Here is a 16,669-nt window from a genome sequence, read left to right as displayed (position 1 = left end):
TGCTAAACCCTATTTTTCATGCAATGAAACACCATACTTCGTTACCAGGTGCAAAAGTAACAACTATGTTGAACAATCTTTTACTCAATCAAACTTCTACCGTTGTTTTTATTGATGCTGCTGTTGATGACTACCAAACTCTACAGACAGGTGTTGTTGCAGGTGTAGAAACAGTTATTCTGTCCCAAAATAAAGACGGAATTGAAGAAATTACCGAATTTTTACGACAGCATACCCAAATTACCGCTATTCATATCGTTTCCCACGGTTCTCCGGGATGTTTGTATTTAGGAAATGGTCAACTGAATTTAGATAATATCAATAAATATACTGATTTCTTGCAGCTTTGGCAAAGCAAAAGTATCTTACTCTATGGTTGTAACGTCGCTGCGGGGGATGCTGGGGAAGAATTCATTCGCAAGTTGCATGAGATTACCAACGCAACCATTAGCGCAACCGCAACAAAAACGGGAAATGCAGCTTTAGGAGGAAATTGGGAGTTAGAAATTAATATTCCTGAAAATAATTGGACATCTCTTGTTTTTCATGCAGACACCCTCAACACCTATCAGGGAGTATTTACACCCACGTTAGTCGGAGAATGGGATCATTTAGCCTTTGCAAAATATGTAGTTGTTATTGGTAACTATGCTTATGCAGTTGGACCTGAACTAAATATCATTGATATCACCGACCCTAATAACCCTGTATTAAAGGGAAGTGGTTATTTTCCTACTAATCCTTTTGTCTCTGATCATACAACAGGGTTACAAGTAGTAGGCAACTACGCTTATGTAACTAATTACAATTCAGGACTAAAAATCTTTGATATCAGCAACCCTAATTCCCCTACCCTCAAAAGCATTTATTATCATACTTCAGGCTATACTTTTTCTGCTGGTTATTGGGGTATCAAAGTAGTTGGCAATTATGCTTATGCTTTGTTTGAACAAGGACTAGAAATCCTTGATATCAGTGATCCGACTAATCCCACTCTTATCTTTAAAAACAATTATTCTCAGTATCCAGATTATCATACTACTATTGGCTGGGGTGCTAGTAGTGTAGAAGTAGTAAATAATTACGCTTACCTACTTGGTTCTTCACGACTGCAAATTGTTGATGTTAGCAACCCTACTTCTCCAATCTTTAAGGGCGTTTATACTTCTAACTTTAATTATCGTATTGACATAACTGGTAATGTGCAAATAGTAGGCAACTACGCTTTCGTTGCTGCTGGTTCATCAGGTCTGCAAATCATTGACATTAGCAATCCCAGTAACCCCACTCTCAAGGGTAGTTATGATACTTCTGGCTATGCTAATCATGTGGAAATAGTAGGCAACTATGCTTATGTAGCTGATGATATCTCAGGATTACAAATCATTAACATTAGCAATCCTAGCGCACCCATATTTGTGGGTAATTATGACACTTCTGGTTATGCTTTAAATGTAAAAGTGGCAGGTAATTATGCTTATGTGGCTGATGGGGATTCAGGAGTAGAAATATTAGACATCAGCAACCCTATTGTTCCTACTTTAAAAAGCAACTATGCTGCTTCTGGTCGTTCTTATAGTGTGGAAGTAGTAGGTAACTACGCTTATTTGGCTGATGAGAATTTAGGTCTGCAAATTATTGACATCCGTACCCCCACTAATCCCATCCTCACTGGCAGTTATGATACTCGTGGATATGCTTATGGTGTACAAATAGTGGGCAACTACGCTTATGTAGCAGATTCGTCTAAAGGACTGCAAATAATCAACATCAGTAATCCTAACACTCCCATCCTCACTGGCAGTTATGATACTCCTGGATCTGCTTATGGTGTACAAGTAGTGGGCAACTACGCTTATGTAGCTGATTGGGATAAGGGACTGCAAATAATCAACATCAGCAATCCTAACACTCCCGTCCTCACTGGTAATTATGATACTGCTGGTCTAGCTTGGGATGTAGAAATATTAAACAATTATGCTTACCTGGCTAATGGTGGTTCAGGACTGCAAATAATAGATATCAGCAATCCTAGTAATCCCACTCTCAAAGGCAGTTATGATACTTCTGGTAATGCTTTCAGTGTGCAAGTAGTAGGAAATTACGCTTATGTGGCTGATGCGGATAAAGGACTGCAAATAATAGATATCAGCAATCCCAGTAATCCCACTCTCAAAGGCAGTTATGATACTTCGGGTGAGGCTTATGGCCTAAATGTAGTAGGAAATCACGCTTACCTCGCTGATGGGATTTCAGGACTACAAATCATAGATATCACTAATTCTAGTACCCCTATCCTTGTAGGTAATTATGATACAAATGGTAGTGCTTGGGATGTACAAGTAATAGGCAACTACGCTTATGTGGCTGATGAAACTGGTGGTTTAAAGATTATTGATGTGAGTGAAATAGCACAGTACACTATCACAGGTACAGCAGCGAACGAAAACTTCATTACCACACCCCAAAAAGATATCATAGACGCTCAAGGGGGTCATGATACCATCACCAGCACCTTTGACAACCTCAAGCAAAATGACATCCTTAACGGTAACACAGGCACAGATACCCTAATCATTACCGGAGGAACTACAACCGATACCATTACCATCAATACCACTAACGCGACTAATCAATTAAATATCCCTGGTACAACCATCACCAGCTTTGAACGCTTTGATTTAAGTGGGTTTACTGGTACTGTCAGCTTTTTAGGTAACGCTGCTAATGATTGGATCATAGCAGGTGCAGGAAAAGATAATTTAGATGGTGGAAGTGGTGATGATACTCTCAATGGTGGTATAGGTGCAGATTCATCAAGTGGTGGTGCTGGCAATGATACTTATGTGGTAGATAATGTTGGTGATGTCATTGTTGAAGCTTTAAATCAAGGTATTGATACCGTTGAATCTTCTGTTACTTGGACATTAAAAGCCAACTTAGAAAACCTGATTTTAACTGGTACATCTGCCCTTAAAGGTACAGGTAACACTCTCAATAATACGCTCACTGGTAACACTGGTAACAACGTCCTCGATGGTAAACAAGGTACAGATACCATGATTGGTGGTGCTGGTAACGATTCCTACTATGTTGATAATGCAGGAGATAGCATTACCGAAGTTTCTGGTCAAGGAACTGATACAGTGTTCAGCACTCTTAGTTATACATTAGGAAGCAACCTAGAAAATCTGACCTTACAAGGTACATCTGCCATTAATGGTACTGGTAACGACCTGATTAATAAAATCACAGGTAACGCCGCAGCTAATATCCTAATAGGTTTTGCTGGCAATGATATCCTTGATGGTAAAGCAGGTGCTGATACTTTTATTGGTGGACTAGGTAACGATAAACTCAATTTGGGTTTAAATGATGGTGCTGTAGATATCGTTAATTATGCCTCTGGAGATGGTGCGGATACTATTACTCAGTTTGTCCGTGGTTTGGGTGGTGATAAAATCCAGTTTACAGGCATTACTAATATTGATGTGGTGACATCAGGTAGTAATACTTTACTGCGTTTGAGTGATGGTATTGCTGGTAATACTGGTTTTGGCACTGGTACGTTATTAGTTACTATATCCGGTACAGTTGGATTCACCAGTACAAATTTCAGTGATAACTTGTTTGGTGCTAATTTCTTGTTTAGTTAAGAGGATGTTTTAAAAGTTCCTCTTTAAAAGGGGGACTTTGAGAAAAATTCCCCCCCTTTTTAAGGGTAGAGTTGAGATTTTATTTTGTCTGAATCATTATCCTGTAAATCCTTAAATCCTGGACATCCTAATTCAGACTTGATTATTGATGATGTTAGTGGGTTAAGCTAGATTTAACCCATCTTATGGTTTAGCAATTACCACTAAAAAATCTACCATGCAAACAGTAGCTGTTACTGACACTATTAGCACCATTGCTGAAGCTGAAAAAAGATTTGGGTTAACCCGCACTGCGGCTCAAGATTTTTTTACAGAATGGTATGATCAATTACCAGAAGTTAATTCTCATGATATCTCTAACTTAGAAATTTTATGGCAACGTTATATTTATCATCGTTCCGGTGGACATTTATTAGAAAGTACAGTAATTTTATTACTTGTTTCTCCATTACTCACCATTGCTGGTTTATATGATCCACCTTTTAGAATTAAAGCAGAAGAATCTGTACAGATCATAGTAGCCGATAGTGAAGAAACTTTACAGGGTAGGATAGATATTTTAGTATTACGGGAACGACTATGGATAATAGTTGTAGAGTCTAAAAAAACTATGTTATCAGTTTGGTCAGCATTACCACAAACTCTAGCTTATTTAATGGCTAACCCGAATCAAAATTATCCTACTTTTGCTATGTTAACTAATGGCGATGATATTGTTTTTGTAAAAGTAGAAAATCAAAAATATGCAATATCCAGAGTTTTTGCACCTTTAACTAATAAAAGTGAATTAGCAGTTGCTTGTCAAGTTTTGCGGAAGATAGCGGAAAGATGTAAAGAAAATTAGGTAGTACAAAGACATGAAAACTGCTGTAAAAATCCTAATTAAAGCTGGTGAGTACACACAAAAATAGAGCTTCAGTCCACTCGACTACTGCGCCATAGGTATCTCCTGTATGTCCACCTAGTTTATGATTAAACCACGCTGGCGTTAAAGTTGCGATCGCACTCCCAGCTAAAATCATCCCCACAGATAACACTAGATTTTGGGGATTGATGAACCATATCACACTACTCAACCCCAGTAGTAGCAATAAACTTGGGAATAAATCTCCCACAGAACGAATAGCCTGTTTATGAAATGCACCTTTACCTGTAGGTTTCAGGTAAGGATATCGACAAATAGCCACCTGTTGTCCCCACCTTCCCCAGCCACAAGCAGCCATTAATACCAAATAGCGGTTCTCTGGCATATCTGTTAAAGCAGTTATTTTTAATATTACTATAGCGATCGCACTCATCGCTCCAAACGCACCCGTAGCACTATCAGCCATTACCTGTAACCGTCGTTCAGGATTCGTCACCGCTAACCCATCAGCAGTATCCATTGCTCCATCTAAATGGAGTCCACCCGTAATAAAGATCCAAATAATTACTACCAGCGCACTACGAGTTAATACTGGTAAGCTCAGATAATTAAATGTCGTATCCAATAAACCTAAAATCCCTCCCATCATCAATCCTACAAGTGGCGCAAAACAGGCAACTCTGGCAAATTCCAGGTTTTTGATATACGGTAGAGGAATAGCCGTATAGAATACTATAGTTGCCATCAAATCTAACAGTTGCTGTTTGCACCAGTGCAACATTTTAGTCATTTTACTTAAGAGTATAATTACGATAATTTTTATGTAAACACTAAGTAATATTTACATTAAGAAGATCCACATATATTTCAGATTTTTGTAAAGCTTCAGCGATAATTAGAGACTTACACCACAAAGTTTGTTATGCTAATTTAGTTAGTATACAAAAAATAATGTCAAACTTAATACAAAGTTATTACTGGCAAAACCAGCCAACATTAATCATAGGTAGATGCGGATGCTGTACCTGTACCTATCTAAATTAAATAGTTGACTTCGGATTGTTGGACGATCGCCCTACTAAGTTGATATTTTGGAAATGTAGGGGTCAAAAAGCTAGGCAATTGACTTTTTAGCTGTGTTGTCATTCACCTTCCCTCAATAGCCATTTCTCTATGAGTCATCATCTACCCGACACCAGGATACCCGCTCCGTGTATTGTTAACACTGGCATTATAGTCAATAAGCTCGACATCAGACGATTACTGACTGATTTAGGTCGAGTCCACTACATCTACACCCAAGACAACAAGCTACTGAGCGAAGGTAACGGGGATGTAATGGAAGTATTTGTTCATCATCAAAGGTCTACAATCGTTGCTAATAATGCCTTGTATCTGAACATTAATAGTTTTGACTACCTGGAATTAAAGCAGCCATCCGAAAAAGAATCTTTCTTCGATTTAATCCAAGAAGATATCTGTTTGCGTTTAATTCCCCTGTCTACACCATTACAAGAACGATGCGATCGCCACTTTCACGCTACCACCATAGAAGCAATGATGGATCAAGTGCTATCAGCAAGATGGGACGCAGAAATTGATGATGATTGTTCGGATTGCTTTTAAGAAACAAGAAGTTCAGGAGTATGGCTTGCGCCACGCTGCGCTATCTGGAGGTAGAAGGTAGAAGGTAGGAAGGAAGCTTTATATTAATTACTCTTCCCATATTTCCATCTCCTTGCTCTATCCCCTACACCCCACATACACCCTTCTTACTAATCTAATGCCCAATTTTTCTTTTGAACTTCTATCTACCTGTAGTCAGACGAAAGCTAGAGCCGGAGTATTTTCCACTCCTCACGGACTTGTAGAAACTCCCAGATTTATGCCTGTGGGAACACTGGCAAATGTTAAAACCATTACCCCTGCTCAACTCAAGGATACTGGGGCGCAAATGGTTTTATCTAATACCTATCATTTGCATCTTCAACCAGGAGAAGCAATTGTCGCCGCAGGTGGTGGACTGCACAAGTTTATGGGCTGGAATGGTCCCATGCTCACCGATTCCGGTGGTTTTCAAGTTTTCAGTCTCAGCGAAATGCGGAAAATTACAGAAGAAGGTGTAACTTTTCGCTCCCCCCATGACGGGCAAATTATTAAATTAACACCAGAACGCTCCATAGAAATTCAAAATATTTTAGGGGCAGATGTCATCATGGCTTTTGATGAATGTCCTCCCTATCCCGCAACTCGTCAAGAGGTGGAAGCAGCCACAGACCGCACTTACCGCTGGTTAGAACGTTGTATAGTGGCACATCAGCGCACTGATCAAGCATTGTTTCCCATCGTTCAAGGTGGTGTGTATTTGGATTTACGCGCCCGTGCAGCGTCAGCTTTAGCAAAATTAGATATGCCAGGATACGCTATTGGTGGGGTAAGCGTGGGTGAACCAACGGAATTAATGGCAGAAATTGTCAAGACCACAGCTCCACTTTTACCACATAATAAACCCCGTTATTTGATGGGTGTGGGTACCTATCGAGAAATGGCCATTGCGATCGCTTCTGGTGTAGATTTATTTGATTGCGTCATCCCTACCAGATGGGCGCGACACGGAACAGCAATCGTCTCAGGTGAAAGATGGAACTTAAAAAATGCTAAGTTTCGTGAAGATTTTACACCATTAGATGAAACTTGCCCTTGTTATGCTTGTCAAAATTTCAGTCGTGCTTATATATCTCATTTAGTGCGATCGCAGGAAATATTAGCTTATACCTTATTGAGTATTCACAACATTACCGAACTAGTTCGCTTTACCCAAAAGATTAGAGAGTCAATTTTGAGCGATCGTTTTGTGACAGACTTCGGCCACTGGCTCAAAGAGGATGGGGAGCAGGGGAGCAGGGGAGCAGGGGAGCAGGGGAGCAGAGGAGCAGAGGAGCAGGGGAGCAGGGGAGCAGGGGAGCAGAGGAGCAGAGGAGAAATATAATCTTTCTTTTGCCTATTGCTTTTTCCCAATCACCAATCACCAATCACCAATCACCAATCACCAATCACCAATCCCCAATTACCAATTACCAATTACCAAACCATGTTAAGATACTTCTCAATTATGAAAGATGTGTTGGATTAGTTGGATTTAAACAAACATGGAAGCCGCACTATTATTAGCAAAACTGCCTGAAGCTTACCAAATCTTCGACCCCTTGGTAGATGTACTCCCTGTAATTCCTGTTTTCTTCTTGTTACTTGCTTTTGTTTGGCAAGCAGCCGTTGGTTTCAGGTAAATTAATTTATCATCAATTTTGTGGACAGGTGTATTGTTGTACCTGTCCTATTTTTTGTCGCGTCATCTTCTATAAACTTGATAATTCTTAATCTTTTGCAATAAATTATTTAGAATTTAAGTAAAATATTGTAACGAGCTTGACCAAGAATTCAGCCACAAACCACACTTATCACTCAGAGAGGAATTAGCTATGGGAAACATCAAATTTGTCAAAGAAAATAAAGAAATAGTAGCAGCAGATGGTGCCAACCTCCGACTCAAAGCCGTGGAGAATGGTATTGATATCTATAAATTCTTGGGAAAAATGACAAACTGCGGTGGTTACGGCCAGTGTGCTACCTGCATTGTCGAAGTTGTCGAAGGACTAGAAAACCTCTCACCCCGTACCGATTTTGAAAACCGCAAATTCAAGAACAAGCCTGATAACTATCGTTTAGCCTGTCAAACCATGGTTAATGGACCTGTCAGCGTTATTACCAAACCTTAAATTTCTCTATTAACTGGAGAGTAGTATTTGCAGAAACAGAAAATTTGGGATAACTCTGTCATCTAAGGTGCTATTCTAAAATTACTGACTGAAAATTAATTTAAAGAGAGGCTATCTTGCTATGCAAGTTAATGACCTGGGGTTTGTAGCAAGCATTTTGTTTGTGCTTGTTCCCTCCGTTTTTTTAATCATTCTTTACATCCAAACTGCCAGCCGTGAAGGTGGAAAAAACTAAGAGTTTGGAGAAAAAATAAAAACCTCTGCACCATTGGTGGAGAGGGTTTTTAATTTTGAGGAGACAGAAGGTAGAAATTAAGTTTTTACCCTACAGTTCTCGCCAACAATACCGGACAAGCGGCATTAACTCGCACATAATCAGATAAAGAAGCGCCAATAAGCCGATCTAAATCGACAAAATTCTTAGCAATAGATGGACGACGGTCTGGAGAACCCAGCAGCAATAAGTCCACATTCAGTTCTTCAGCCAAACGGCAAATTTCTTCACCAGGTTTACCACTACTGGTTACACAACGGACAGGAATATTTTGTTTTTCAGCTTCTGCAACAGCATTTCCCAAAACTGAATTTCTTTCTGGCTTGATATCAGTAATTCCTGACAATTTCCCGCCTAAATCTGTATTGATATGGGACAGAATCAACTGACCACCTTCAACACCTTGCAACAAAAATAAAGCTATTTTTAAGCAATTTGTTGATGCTTCTGAGTTATCTGAAGCAACCATGATGCGTTTAATTCTTTTGACATAAATGTCATCTTTAACCAACAACATGGGACGAGAAGACAACTGGAATACATACTGGCTGACAGAGTTAGCTAAAATTGATTGTAGTCGCTTCAGTCCTCTAGAACCCATAATTATCAAGTCAGCATCCATTTCTTCAGCTACTTGACAAACCACATCTTTAGGATCACCTTGTCTCAAAATAGAAGAAACCTGACTAGGGTCTAAATTCAAAGACTGTATCGCATTAGCCAGAATCTTGCCACCTTCTTCCCATTTATCCGTCATTGCAGCCGCAGTGCTTTGTGGGGGTACAACGTGCAGAACTGTGACTTTTGCAGATTGGATAGATGGCATTTCTTTCAATGTCTTCATCATTTCTTCTGCGTGTCCCAGTCCAGAGACAGCTAGCAAAATTTTTTGTATCATCTTCCGTAATTGTTCTTAAGGGTTCTTTGGGTTTCGCTGCTAGTACTGAGCATCAGAACTGATGTTCTCCACTTCGCTCAAAAACCTAGTCAGTAAATAGGCGCAAATAAAGCTTAGTCTTTAGTTATTGGTCATTGGTAATCAGTCTTTAATCATAAAAAATGAAACTGACCAATGAGCAAAAAACTAATAAAATGTTAAGTTTGTTTACGCTTAGTTACTTAAAATTGCAACTAGACTTTCGATAGATTAAGCATACTCTCAATTTAGCCTAATAAATTTTACGAAATATGATGTTAGTTATTATTTTTAATCTAAATTAATCTTTTTTAATTAGAATTGGTTAAGTTTCTATAAGAAAAATCATCAAAAAATTAAAACAATCTATATTCTGTCCTGTAATTCTTTGATGCTACAAGCTTCTGGGTTACGGTTGGGTATAGCAGCAATTTGTACTACTTCCTCTAAGATACAACCCTACAAAAATTCTTAACCGAACAGTATAGCGTCGCTGTCTACGTAACCAAGATATAGAACTCTTATTTGATTTTTGATAGCTTGCGTGGCGTAGCCATACAAACTCAGTACACCTTTATTCCTTCTTTTCCCTGTTCCCTACCTATCGCATTTTGTCGAGATACAGAGATTCCTTGATATATTGCTGCCATTACCCTAACCCTTAATAGTCTTTTTACCAAAATGATAAGCATAAAACTTCCTTTAACTGCTGCAACTATATTGATTTCTTTAGCTTCTCCATATTTGATTTTTTCTCATTCCCAACCGATTCTAGCACAAGCACTAAAAACAACATCTGAAGAAGAAATTGTCAAAGCAGTCAATCTCAATGTGAGAGGGCAAGAAATAGTTTATACAGACTTAGTTTCCATAGAGGGATTAAACACTAGTTTAGAAATGTTCCAACAGGCATTAGCTATTTTTAGAAAATACAAAGCCACAGATGGAGAAGCCAGCAGTCTGGTCAATATTGGTTATGTGTATTTGCAAAAAGGAGAATATCAAAAAGCCTTAGAATTTTTCCAACCTGCTTTAGATATTTATCGTAAAAACCGTAATCGAGAAAATGAATGGATACCTCTCTCTTACATGGGAAAAACTTACGTTAATTTGAGCAATTATGCAAAAGCATTGGCAGTATATCAACCAGCTTTAGTTATTCTCCAAGAACTAAAAACTGCAAATCCCAAAACATACAGCTATGGTAACAGTGAAAAAAATATGCTGTCTGATATTGGTGCGGTTTATTTTCGGTTAGGACAGTATCAAAAGGCGCTGGGATTTTATCAACAGCATTTAGCAATGGAGAAAGCAGATAATAATCGCATTAATAGCGCCGAAATTACTAATAATATTGGTGTTATTTACCTAAATTTGGGTAATTATGCTCAAGCAATAGATAATTATCAACAAGCATTAAATACTGTTCAAGACTATTGTTACAAAGAAAAATTGACTTGCTTTTATGGTTTAGAAGCAGCAATTTGGAATAACTTAGGAAGTGTTTATTTTAGCTTGGGTCAATATCAAAAAGCCTTAGAATCATCGGAAAAGTCTTCAGCTATTTATACAAGACTTAACAGCAGTGAATATAAAAATGCAACTAAAAGAGATATAGAATTACTTTATAGTGCTTTAGGAAATAATCCCCAAGCCATCCAACAAATTACCAGTCGTGCCAATGTTGGCGATGCCTTTGGTAATGATTCTTTTCAGTTTCAAGGTAAAGCTTTAAATCTTAATAATATTGGGCAAATCTATTTAAGTTTAGGTAAATATAATCAAGCTTTAAATGTATATCAACAAGCTTTAAATATATACAAAGACAATAACTATAAATCAGGAATTGCTTTCACCTTAAATAATATAGGACGTATTTATCAAAATCAAGGGAAATATGACCAAGCCAAAGAATTAAATCAACAGGCTTTAAAAAATTATCAAGAACTTGGGGATAGAACAGGTGAAGGTGTAACAATTAGTAATTTAGGACAAATATATCAACAACAAAATCAGGATCAAAAAGCTTTTGAATTGTATCAACAAGCATTAATAATACATCGAGAAATTGGGGATAAAGTAAGTGAATCTGCAACTCTGAAATTTCTCGGTGATGTTCTATTTAATCAAAAACAATCACAACTGGCGATCGCATTCTATAAACAATCAGTAAATCTCACAGAAAACATCCGTCAAAACTTGCGTTTTATTCCTATAAATATCCAGAAATCTTATACAGAAACTGTCTCAGAAAGATATCGCCGACTTGCGGATGTATTACTGCAACAAAATCGTCCCGCAGAAGCACAAGAAGTTTTAGATTTACTGAAAATCCAAGAAGTAGTAGATTTTATTGGTGACAGCCAAAGGAGTCCTACAAAAACCAATATTACCTCTAATAACAACCAAAGAAGTCCCGATAAAATCACAACTTCTTCTACAGCAATAGTCCCCTTCCAACCTCAAGAACAAGAAATTACTCAAAAATATAGTGCTATTCAAGATAAAGCCATATCTTTGGGTAAAGAACTAACAGACCTGCGGAAAATTCCTCAAAAAAATCGTACTGCGACCCAAGCGAAACGCATTGCTGAATTAGTAAAATCAGAACAACAAATTACAGCCGAATTTAATAAATTTATCAAAAGTCCTGCTGTAGTTTCTCTAGTACAACAATTATCTGTCACCACCAGACAGGAAAATCTTAATTTACGTCAACTTAATTCTATTCGGGATAATTTAAAGCAATTAAATCAAAAAGCCGTATTACTTTATCCCTTAGTTTTGGATGATAGACTAGAATTAGTGATAGTCAGTGCTGACGCACCACCTATACATCGGACAGTACAAATTAAAAAAACAGAATTAGATCAACTAGTTACACAATTTAGACAAGAACTAACTAGACTCAATCCTCCAAAGGATGTGAAAGGAATAGCAAATAAATTATATAATTATCTGATTAAGCCCATTGAAAATGACCTCAAACAAGCTGATGCAAAAGCGATCATTTATGCACCTGATGACCGACTCAGATATATTCCTTTAGCAGCATTATATGATGGACAGAATTGGTTAGTACAGAGATTTATTATCAATAATATCACGGCTGCAAGTTTGACCAAATTAGATAATAAACCTCAAAAAAATCTGCAAACCTTAGCAGCAGCTTTTACCAAAGGCAAATATACAGTCAAGTTAAACAATGAACGTCAAGCAGAATTTAGTGGTTTAGAATACGCCAAAGTAGAAGTAGAAAACATAGCTAAAACAATTCCAGGGACAAAAATACTATTAGATAATCAATTTACTCCGCAAATGACAATTCCCCAAATGAATGATTATAAAATTGTGCATTTGGCAACTCATGGATTACTTGTTAGTGGTGAACCAGAAAATTCATTTATTCTTTTTGGAAATGGAGAAAAAGTAACTCTGGGAGATATTGAAAATTGGTCTTTACCAAATGTAGATTTAGTAGTTTTGAGTGCTTGTGAAACAGGTTTAGGTGAAAAGTTAGGTAATGGACAAGAAATTTTGGGTTTAGGATATCAAATCCAACTTACAGGTGCAAAAGCTTCTATAGCTTCTTTATGGAGTGTTTATGATGGAGGAACACAAGCTTTAATGAATGAATTTTATAAAGTCTTAAAAGTAGGAAATGTTACTAAAGCAGAAGCATTACATAAAGCGCAAATTACCTTATTAACTGACAAAAATAATAATGAATTTCAGCGTCCTTATTATTGGGCAGCATTTATTTTGATTGGTAATGGGTTGTAAGTTAGTTTTGCTATTTTGCTCTAAAAAGTTGCAATAATTACCTTATTAACGCAATTTATCAGGCTGATATTGGTATAATGATGAGAAAATTTGCAATAAAAGCCTGGTGGTATGTCGGACGCATCCAACTTAAAGATTACCATTGCCTTCACTGATACAGACTTAGACGACGAAGACAAGAATCAGGAAGTGCAGAAGCTACTGAGTCAAATGCAGAAGCTAGATGAAATAGAAGACGTTAACCGCGTTGTTGACCCCAACCCCCCAGAACTCAACAAAGCAGGAGGAGGTTTTTTACCCGGACTGCTAACAGCGCAAGTGAACCCAGCCAACTTTTTGAAATTATTTGGATTTTTGACAGAACGTTTGGGTAACAAACCAATTAAACTCAATGTTAAAGCCCCAGATGGTCGAGAAATCAACGTCGAAGCCAGCAGTAAAGAAGAATTTGAATTTGCTTGGCAAAAAGCCCAAGATTTTATTAATAACAAATAATATGAAAAATGGCGAGAATTGCACTATTGATAGGGGTAAGTGAATATCAACCAGGCTTAAATAAACTGGCTGGGGCTGTAAAAGATATCGAAGCAATGCGTCGAGTTCTACAGCATCCAGAAATGGGCGGTTTTTCTGAAAGTGAAATTATAGTTATGCCAAATCCTCAAAGACAGGATATGGAAAATGCGATTGAAAAGCTTTTTGATAACCGGAAAAAAGATGATTTATTATTGCTTTATTTCTCCGGTCATGGGATTACAGATGATACTGGGAAGTTATATCTAACTAATAGCCAAACTCGCAAATATGACAATGGCAATTTAATCAAAACCACTGCTACTCCTGCCAGTTTAATACATGAATTCATGGAAAATAGTCGTTCTCAGCGACAGGTAATTATTCTGGATGCTTGCTTTAGTGGTGCTTTTGCCGAAGGGATGAAAGCAAAAGATGATAGTAATGTAGATATTAATCGGCAATTAGGAGGAAAAGGTCGGGTAGTTTTGACTTCTTCTTCTTCTAGTCAATATTCCTTTGAACAAACAGGAGAAGAACTATCAGTTTATACCCGTTACATTGTTAATGGTATTGAAACTGGGGCGGCTGACACTGATAATGATGGTGTGATTTCTGTTGATGAATTGCATGAATTTGCACGAAAAAAAGTGCAGGAAGCAGCACCAGCAATGAGTCCAAAGATTTATGCTGTAGAAGAAGGATTCAAAATCACGGTAGCAAAAGCACCTGTTGGCAATCCCAAATTAAAATATCGCAAGGAATTAGAAAAATATTTACGAGATGGTAAAATTTCACCTATTGGTAATCGAATTTTAAAACGTTATCAAAATGAATTGGGTTTATCAGATGATGAAGTTAAGCAAATACAGGATGAAGTTTTAGAACCTATTCGTAGATATCAAGCTAATCTCAAAGAGTATGAAGAAGCTTTGCGAGAGGCTTTAGAATATGAAAAAAGTCTTAGCCAAGAGACACAAAATGAGTTAAAACACTTTCAGCAACTTTTACAACTTAGAGATGAAGATGTAGAACCAATTAACAAGAAATTAATATCATTTTCATCACTTCTTGGTGAGGAAGTTAAGGAAAGTGAAAATAAATTCTCCCAAGAAAAGCAAACATTAATTGTAGAAAATACAATTATTCCCAGTAGTGAAGATGACCTTAGTTCAGAAAAAGGCATAGACTATACTAAACTGCGTGACTTACTCAAGGCAGGTAACTGGAAAGATGCAGACTATGAAACATATCTGGTAATGTTAAAGGCTATAGGGCGTGAGAACGGTGACTGGATTAGGCACGAAGAACTATTAAACTTTCCTTGTACTGATCTTCGCACAATTGACAAACTATGGGTAAAATATAGCAATGGTCAATTTGGCTTCAGCGTCCAAAAGGAAATTTACTTAAGCGTCGGTGGTATAGCTGACGGCAAGTATTACGAAGAAGCCTGGATAAAATTTAAAGAAAAGGTGGGATGGACAGTGAAAGGAAAGTGGGTAGATATAGTTTATACAAAGAAGTCACCCAAAGGTCACTTACCCGAATGTCGTAGAGGGTGGGGAGGTTTAGTAGTATTTAAAGTAATAAAAGAGTAGGATGTCTTCTCTCGCATCGAGACTTGTAAACTGTAACATTTAAAGCTTTCCAAGATTTATAAACATTTATTACAGACTCTTTTCCCACGCTAGAATCAACATTTGCGAATTTCGTTACCTGGCGCTGCGGCAAAAAAGCCATTTGCGTGGATAAATTTTTCTGCTACCTCCTGTACCTCCGTACTTTCCGTTACCTTTTGCTTATCCCACGGTAAACTTATCTGTCCCGGTGACTTCTTACCTTTACCGCTTTTCTTCATAGACGGCAAAAACCGACTTCCCCAATAGTCCGCCTGGGAATGAATTCCCAGTCTAATAGCTGAAGTCATCTAAAGATGACTAAATCAAGAGAAAGTTTTTTAGTAAACTTTAGTTTACTTTGATTATTAGCCCGGAAATTCATTTCTGGGCGGGTGTGGAAACCAACAGATAAGAAATTTATGGTTCAAGTTTCGACAAATTTGACATATTCATGTTTATCACCATCAAGCATGGTTTTTTGTAGTGTATTTCGAGTTGATTACCTTTAAAATAAGTAGATACAGGAAAACTATCTAAAAATATGAGTAACCAAATCACAATTACTCTACCAGATGACGTTTATCAAAAAGCTGAACACTTTGCACGTTTAGCAAACCGTGATTTAGCCAGCGTCCTAGTTGATACTATCCAGTTTTCTATCCCACCTATTAGCCAAGAAGCAGCAATCCTTGAACCCATATCAAAACTTTCTGATCAGCAAGTTTTAGAGTTGACAGAATTACAAATAGAATCTGAAGAAGATAGTCGTTTGAGTGAGTTGTTAGACAGACAACAAGCTGGTATTCTCACAGAGTCAGAACATTCTGAATTGCAAGCACTAATGCAAATTTACCAGGAAGGTTTATTGCGAAAAGCGACTGCATTAAGTGAAGCTGTAAAACGTGGATTAATTAATAAGCTAATTTATAGCATTTCCTAGTCTAATGAAATGTAAGTATTCAGCATAAACAATACTGCAAGTCAGGAGAATAAAGGCTTTTTTAGTCAAGTTTGATGATATTGAGAAAATCTCACTACTCTCTATTCTTGATTTCATAAGCATTCTGACTCCTGACTCCTGACTCCTGAATTCTTACAATGAAATAGGGCTTGCTTAATAAACTATAAACCTAGATAAATCAAGTGTTTCAGGTGGGAAAAAGGTAAATCAGGTGCAAGGAATTAGCCTACAAACCATCAAAAACCGCTCACTTTCTCAGCTTCGAGATTATTCTTTCTTCTTTCTTCTTTCTTCTTCCTCCTG

Annotated in this window: 14 protein-coding genes; 11 read left to right on the top strand and 3 right to left on the bottom strand. The window is 37.5% G+C overall.

What is annotated here, in order from left to right; genetic code table 11:
• The first annotated feature begins 65 nt into the window (after positions 1-65).
• Positions 66-3,656: a DUF4347 domain-containing protein gene (locus tag ACLLO5_RS18965; protein ID WP_413172032.1), complete on the top strand. Its 3,591-nt coding sequence runs from the start codon at positions 66-68 to the stop codon at positions 3,654-3,656.
• A 217-nt stretch (positions 3,657-3,873) separates the two neighbouring features.
• Positions 3,874-4,500: a type I restriction endonuclease gene (locus tag ACLLO5_RS18960; protein ID WP_413172031.1), complete on the top strand. Its 627-nt coding sequence runs from the start codon at positions 3,874-3,876 to the stop codon at positions 4,498-4,500.
• A 34-nt stretch (positions 4,501-4,534) separates the two neighbouring features.
• On the opposite strand, the gene cobS is transcribed toward ACLLO5_RS18960, so the two are convergent.
• Entirely contained in the window at positions 4,535-5,311 is a 777-nt protein-coding gene (gene cobS / locus ACLLO5_RS18955; RefSeq protein WP_413172029.1) for an adenosylcobinamide-GDP ribazoletransferase, read from the bottom strand.
• 383 nt (positions 5,312-5,694) lie between these two features.
• On the opposite strand from cobS, the gene ACLLO5_RS18950 reads away from it, so the two are divergent.
• The 5 genes from ACLLO5_RS18950 (at position 5,695) to psbM (ending at position 8,532) form a co-directional block, all read left to right on the top strand.
• Entirely contained in the window at positions 5,695-6,147 is a 453-nt protein-coding gene (locus ACLLO5_RS18950) for a hypothetical protein (RefSeq protein WP_413172028.1), read from the top strand.
• 157 nt (positions 6,148-6,304) lie between these two features.
• Positions 6,305-7,510, top strand: a complete 1,206-nt coding sequence (gene tgt, locus ACLLO5_RS18945) for a tRNA guanosine(34) transglycosylase Tgt (RefSeq protein WP_413172027.1) — start codon at positions 6,305-6,307, stop codon at positions 7,508-7,510.
• 160 nt (positions 7,511-7,670) lie between these two features.
• The gene (locus ACLLO5_RS18940; RefSeq protein ID WP_006195022.1) at positions 7,671-7,808 is read left to right on the top strand and encodes a photosystem II reaction center protein K; all 138 of its coding nucleotides are present in this window, start codon (positions 7,671-7,673) and stop codon (positions 7,806-7,808) included.
• A 192-nt stretch (positions 7,809-8,000) separates the two neighbouring features.
• Positions 8,001-8,297 (top strand): 2Fe-2S iron-sulfur cluster-binding protein, encoded by a 297-nt coding sequence (locus ACLLO5_RS18935; protein WP_413172026.1) that lies wholly within the window; start codon positions 8,001-8,003, stop codon positions 8,295-8,297.
• 121 nt (positions 8,298-8,418) lie between these two features.
• Entirely contained in the window at positions 8,419-8,532 is a 114-nt protein-coding gene (gene psbM, locus ACLLO5_RS18930) for a photosystem II reaction center protein PsbM (RefSeq protein WP_013190040.1), read from the top strand.
• Between the two features lie 85 nt (positions 8,533-8,617).
• Here the strand turns inward: psbM and ACLLO5_RS18925 are convergent, their stop codons facing one another.
• Complete coding sequence (locus ACLLO5_RS18925; protein WP_413172025.1) at positions 8,618-9,469, bottom strand: universal stress protein; 852 nt, start codon at positions 9,467-9,469, stop codon at positions 8,618-8,620.
• A gap of 699 nt (positions 9,470-10,168) precedes the next feature.
• On the opposite strand from ACLLO5_RS18925, the gene ACLLO5_RS18920 reads away from it, so the two are divergent.
• The 3 genes from ACLLO5_RS18920 to ACLLO5_RS18910 all read left to right on the top strand — a co-directional run bounded on the left by ACLLO5_RS18920 (position 10,169) and on the right by ACLLO5_RS18910 (position 15,384).
• Positions 10,169-13,270 (top strand): CHAT domain-containing protein, encoded by a 3,102-nt coding sequence (locus ACLLO5_RS18920; RefSeq protein WP_413172024.1) that lies wholly within the window; start codon positions 10,169-10,171, stop codon positions 13,268-13,270.
• Between the two features lie 111 nt (positions 13,271-13,381).
• Positions 13,382-13,765 carry a hypothetical protein gene (locus tag ACLLO5_RS18915; protein WP_413172023.1) on the top strand — a complete coding sequence of 128 codons (384 nt, stop codon included), beginning with the start codon at positions 13,382-13,384 and terminating at the stop codon, positions 13,763-13,765.
• An 8-nt stretch (positions 13,766-13,773) separates the two neighbouring features.
• Positions 13,774-15,384 carry a caspase, EACC1-associated type gene (locus tag ACLLO5_RS18910; protein WP_413172022.1) on the top strand — a complete coding sequence of 537 codons (1,611 nt, stop codon included), beginning with the start codon at positions 13,774-13,776 and terminating at the stop codon, positions 15,382-15,384.
• Between the two features lie 95 nt (positions 15,385-15,479).
• On the opposite strand, the gene ACLLO5_RS18905 is transcribed toward ACLLO5_RS18910, so the two are convergent.
• Positions 15,480-15,713: a hypothetical protein gene (locus ACLLO5_RS18905; RefSeq protein ID WP_413172021.1), complete on the bottom strand. Its 234-nt coding sequence runs from the start codon at positions 15,711-15,713 to the stop codon at positions 15,480-15,482.
• Between the two features lie 233 nt (positions 15,714-15,946).
• Here ACLLO5_RS18905 and ACLLO5_RS18900 point away from each other — a divergent pair, with 233 nt between their 5' ends.
• Entirely contained in the window at positions 15,947-16,345 is a 399-nt protein-coding gene (locus ACLLO5_RS18900; RefSeq protein ID WP_413172019.1) for a hypothetical protein, read from the top strand.
• Positions 16,346-16,669: the final 324 nt, after the last annotated feature.

This window comes from Anabaena azotica SJ-1 (assembly GCF_047275885.1).
Taxonomy (GTDB): Bacteria; Cyanobacteriota; Cyanobacteriia; order Cyanobacteriales; family Nostocaceae; genus Trichormus_B; species Trichormus_B azotica_A.
This window is presented reverse-complemented; position numbering and strand designations above follow the sequence as displayed.

Excerpts from the sequence above, each read along its gene's own strand:
- ACLLO5_RS18950 (WP_413172028.1), top strand. The coding sequence starts at position 5,695 with ATGAGTCATCATCTACCCGACACCAGGATACCCGCTCCGTGTATTGTT.
- ACLLO5_RS18900 (WP_413172019.1), top strand. The coding sequence starts at position 15,947 with ATGAGTAACCAAATCACAATTACTCTACCAGATGACGTTTATCAAAAA.
- ACLLO5_RS18910 (WP_413172022.1), top strand. The coding sequence starts at position 13,774 with ATGGCGAGAATTGCACTATTGATAGGGGTAAGTGAATATCAACCAGGC.
- tgt (WP_413172027.1), top strand. The coding sequence starts at position 6,305 with ATGCCCAATTTTTCTTTTGAACTTCTATCTACCTGTAGTCAGACGAAA.
- ACLLO5_RS18915 (WP_413172023.1), top strand. The coding sequence starts at position 13,382 with ATGTCGGACGCATCCAACTTAAAGATTACCATTGCCTTCACTGATACA.
- ACLLO5_RS18925 (WP_413172025.1), bottom strand. The coding sequence starts at position 9,469 with ATGATACAAAAAATTTTGCTAGCTGTCTCTGGACTGGGACACGCAGAA.
- ACLLO5_RS18935 (WP_413172026.1), top strand. The coding sequence starts at position 8,001 with ATGGGAAACATCAAATTTGTCAAAGAAAATAAAGAAATAGTAGCAGCA.
- psbM (WP_013190040.1), top strand. The coding sequence starts at position 8,419 with ATGCAAGTTAATGACCTGGGGTTTGTAGCAAGCATTTTGTTTGTGCTT.
- ACLLO5_RS18965 (WP_413172032.1), top strand. The coding sequence starts at position 66 with ATGTTGAACAATCTTTTACTCAATCAAACTTCTACCGTTGTTTTTATT.
- ACLLO5_RS18905 (WP_413172021.1), bottom strand. The coding sequence starts at position 15,713 with ATGACTTCAGCTATTAGACTGGGAATTCATTCCCAGGCGGACTATTGG.
- ACLLO5_RS18920 (WP_413172024.1), top strand. The coding sequence starts at position 10,169 with ATGATAAGCATAAAACTTCCTTTAACTGCTGCAACTATATTGATTTCT.
- ACLLO5_RS18940 (WP_006195022.1), top strand. The coding sequence starts at position 7,671 with ATGGAAGCCGCACTATTATTAGCAAAACTGCCTGAAGCTTACCAAATC.
- ACLLO5_RS18960 (WP_413172031.1), top strand. The coding sequence starts at position 3,874 with ATGCAAACAGTAGCTGTTACTGACACTATTAGCACCATTGCTGAAGCT.
- cobS (WP_413172029.1), bottom strand. The coding sequence starts at position 5,311 with ATGACTAAAATGTTGCACTGGTGCAAACAGCAACTGTTAGATTTGATG.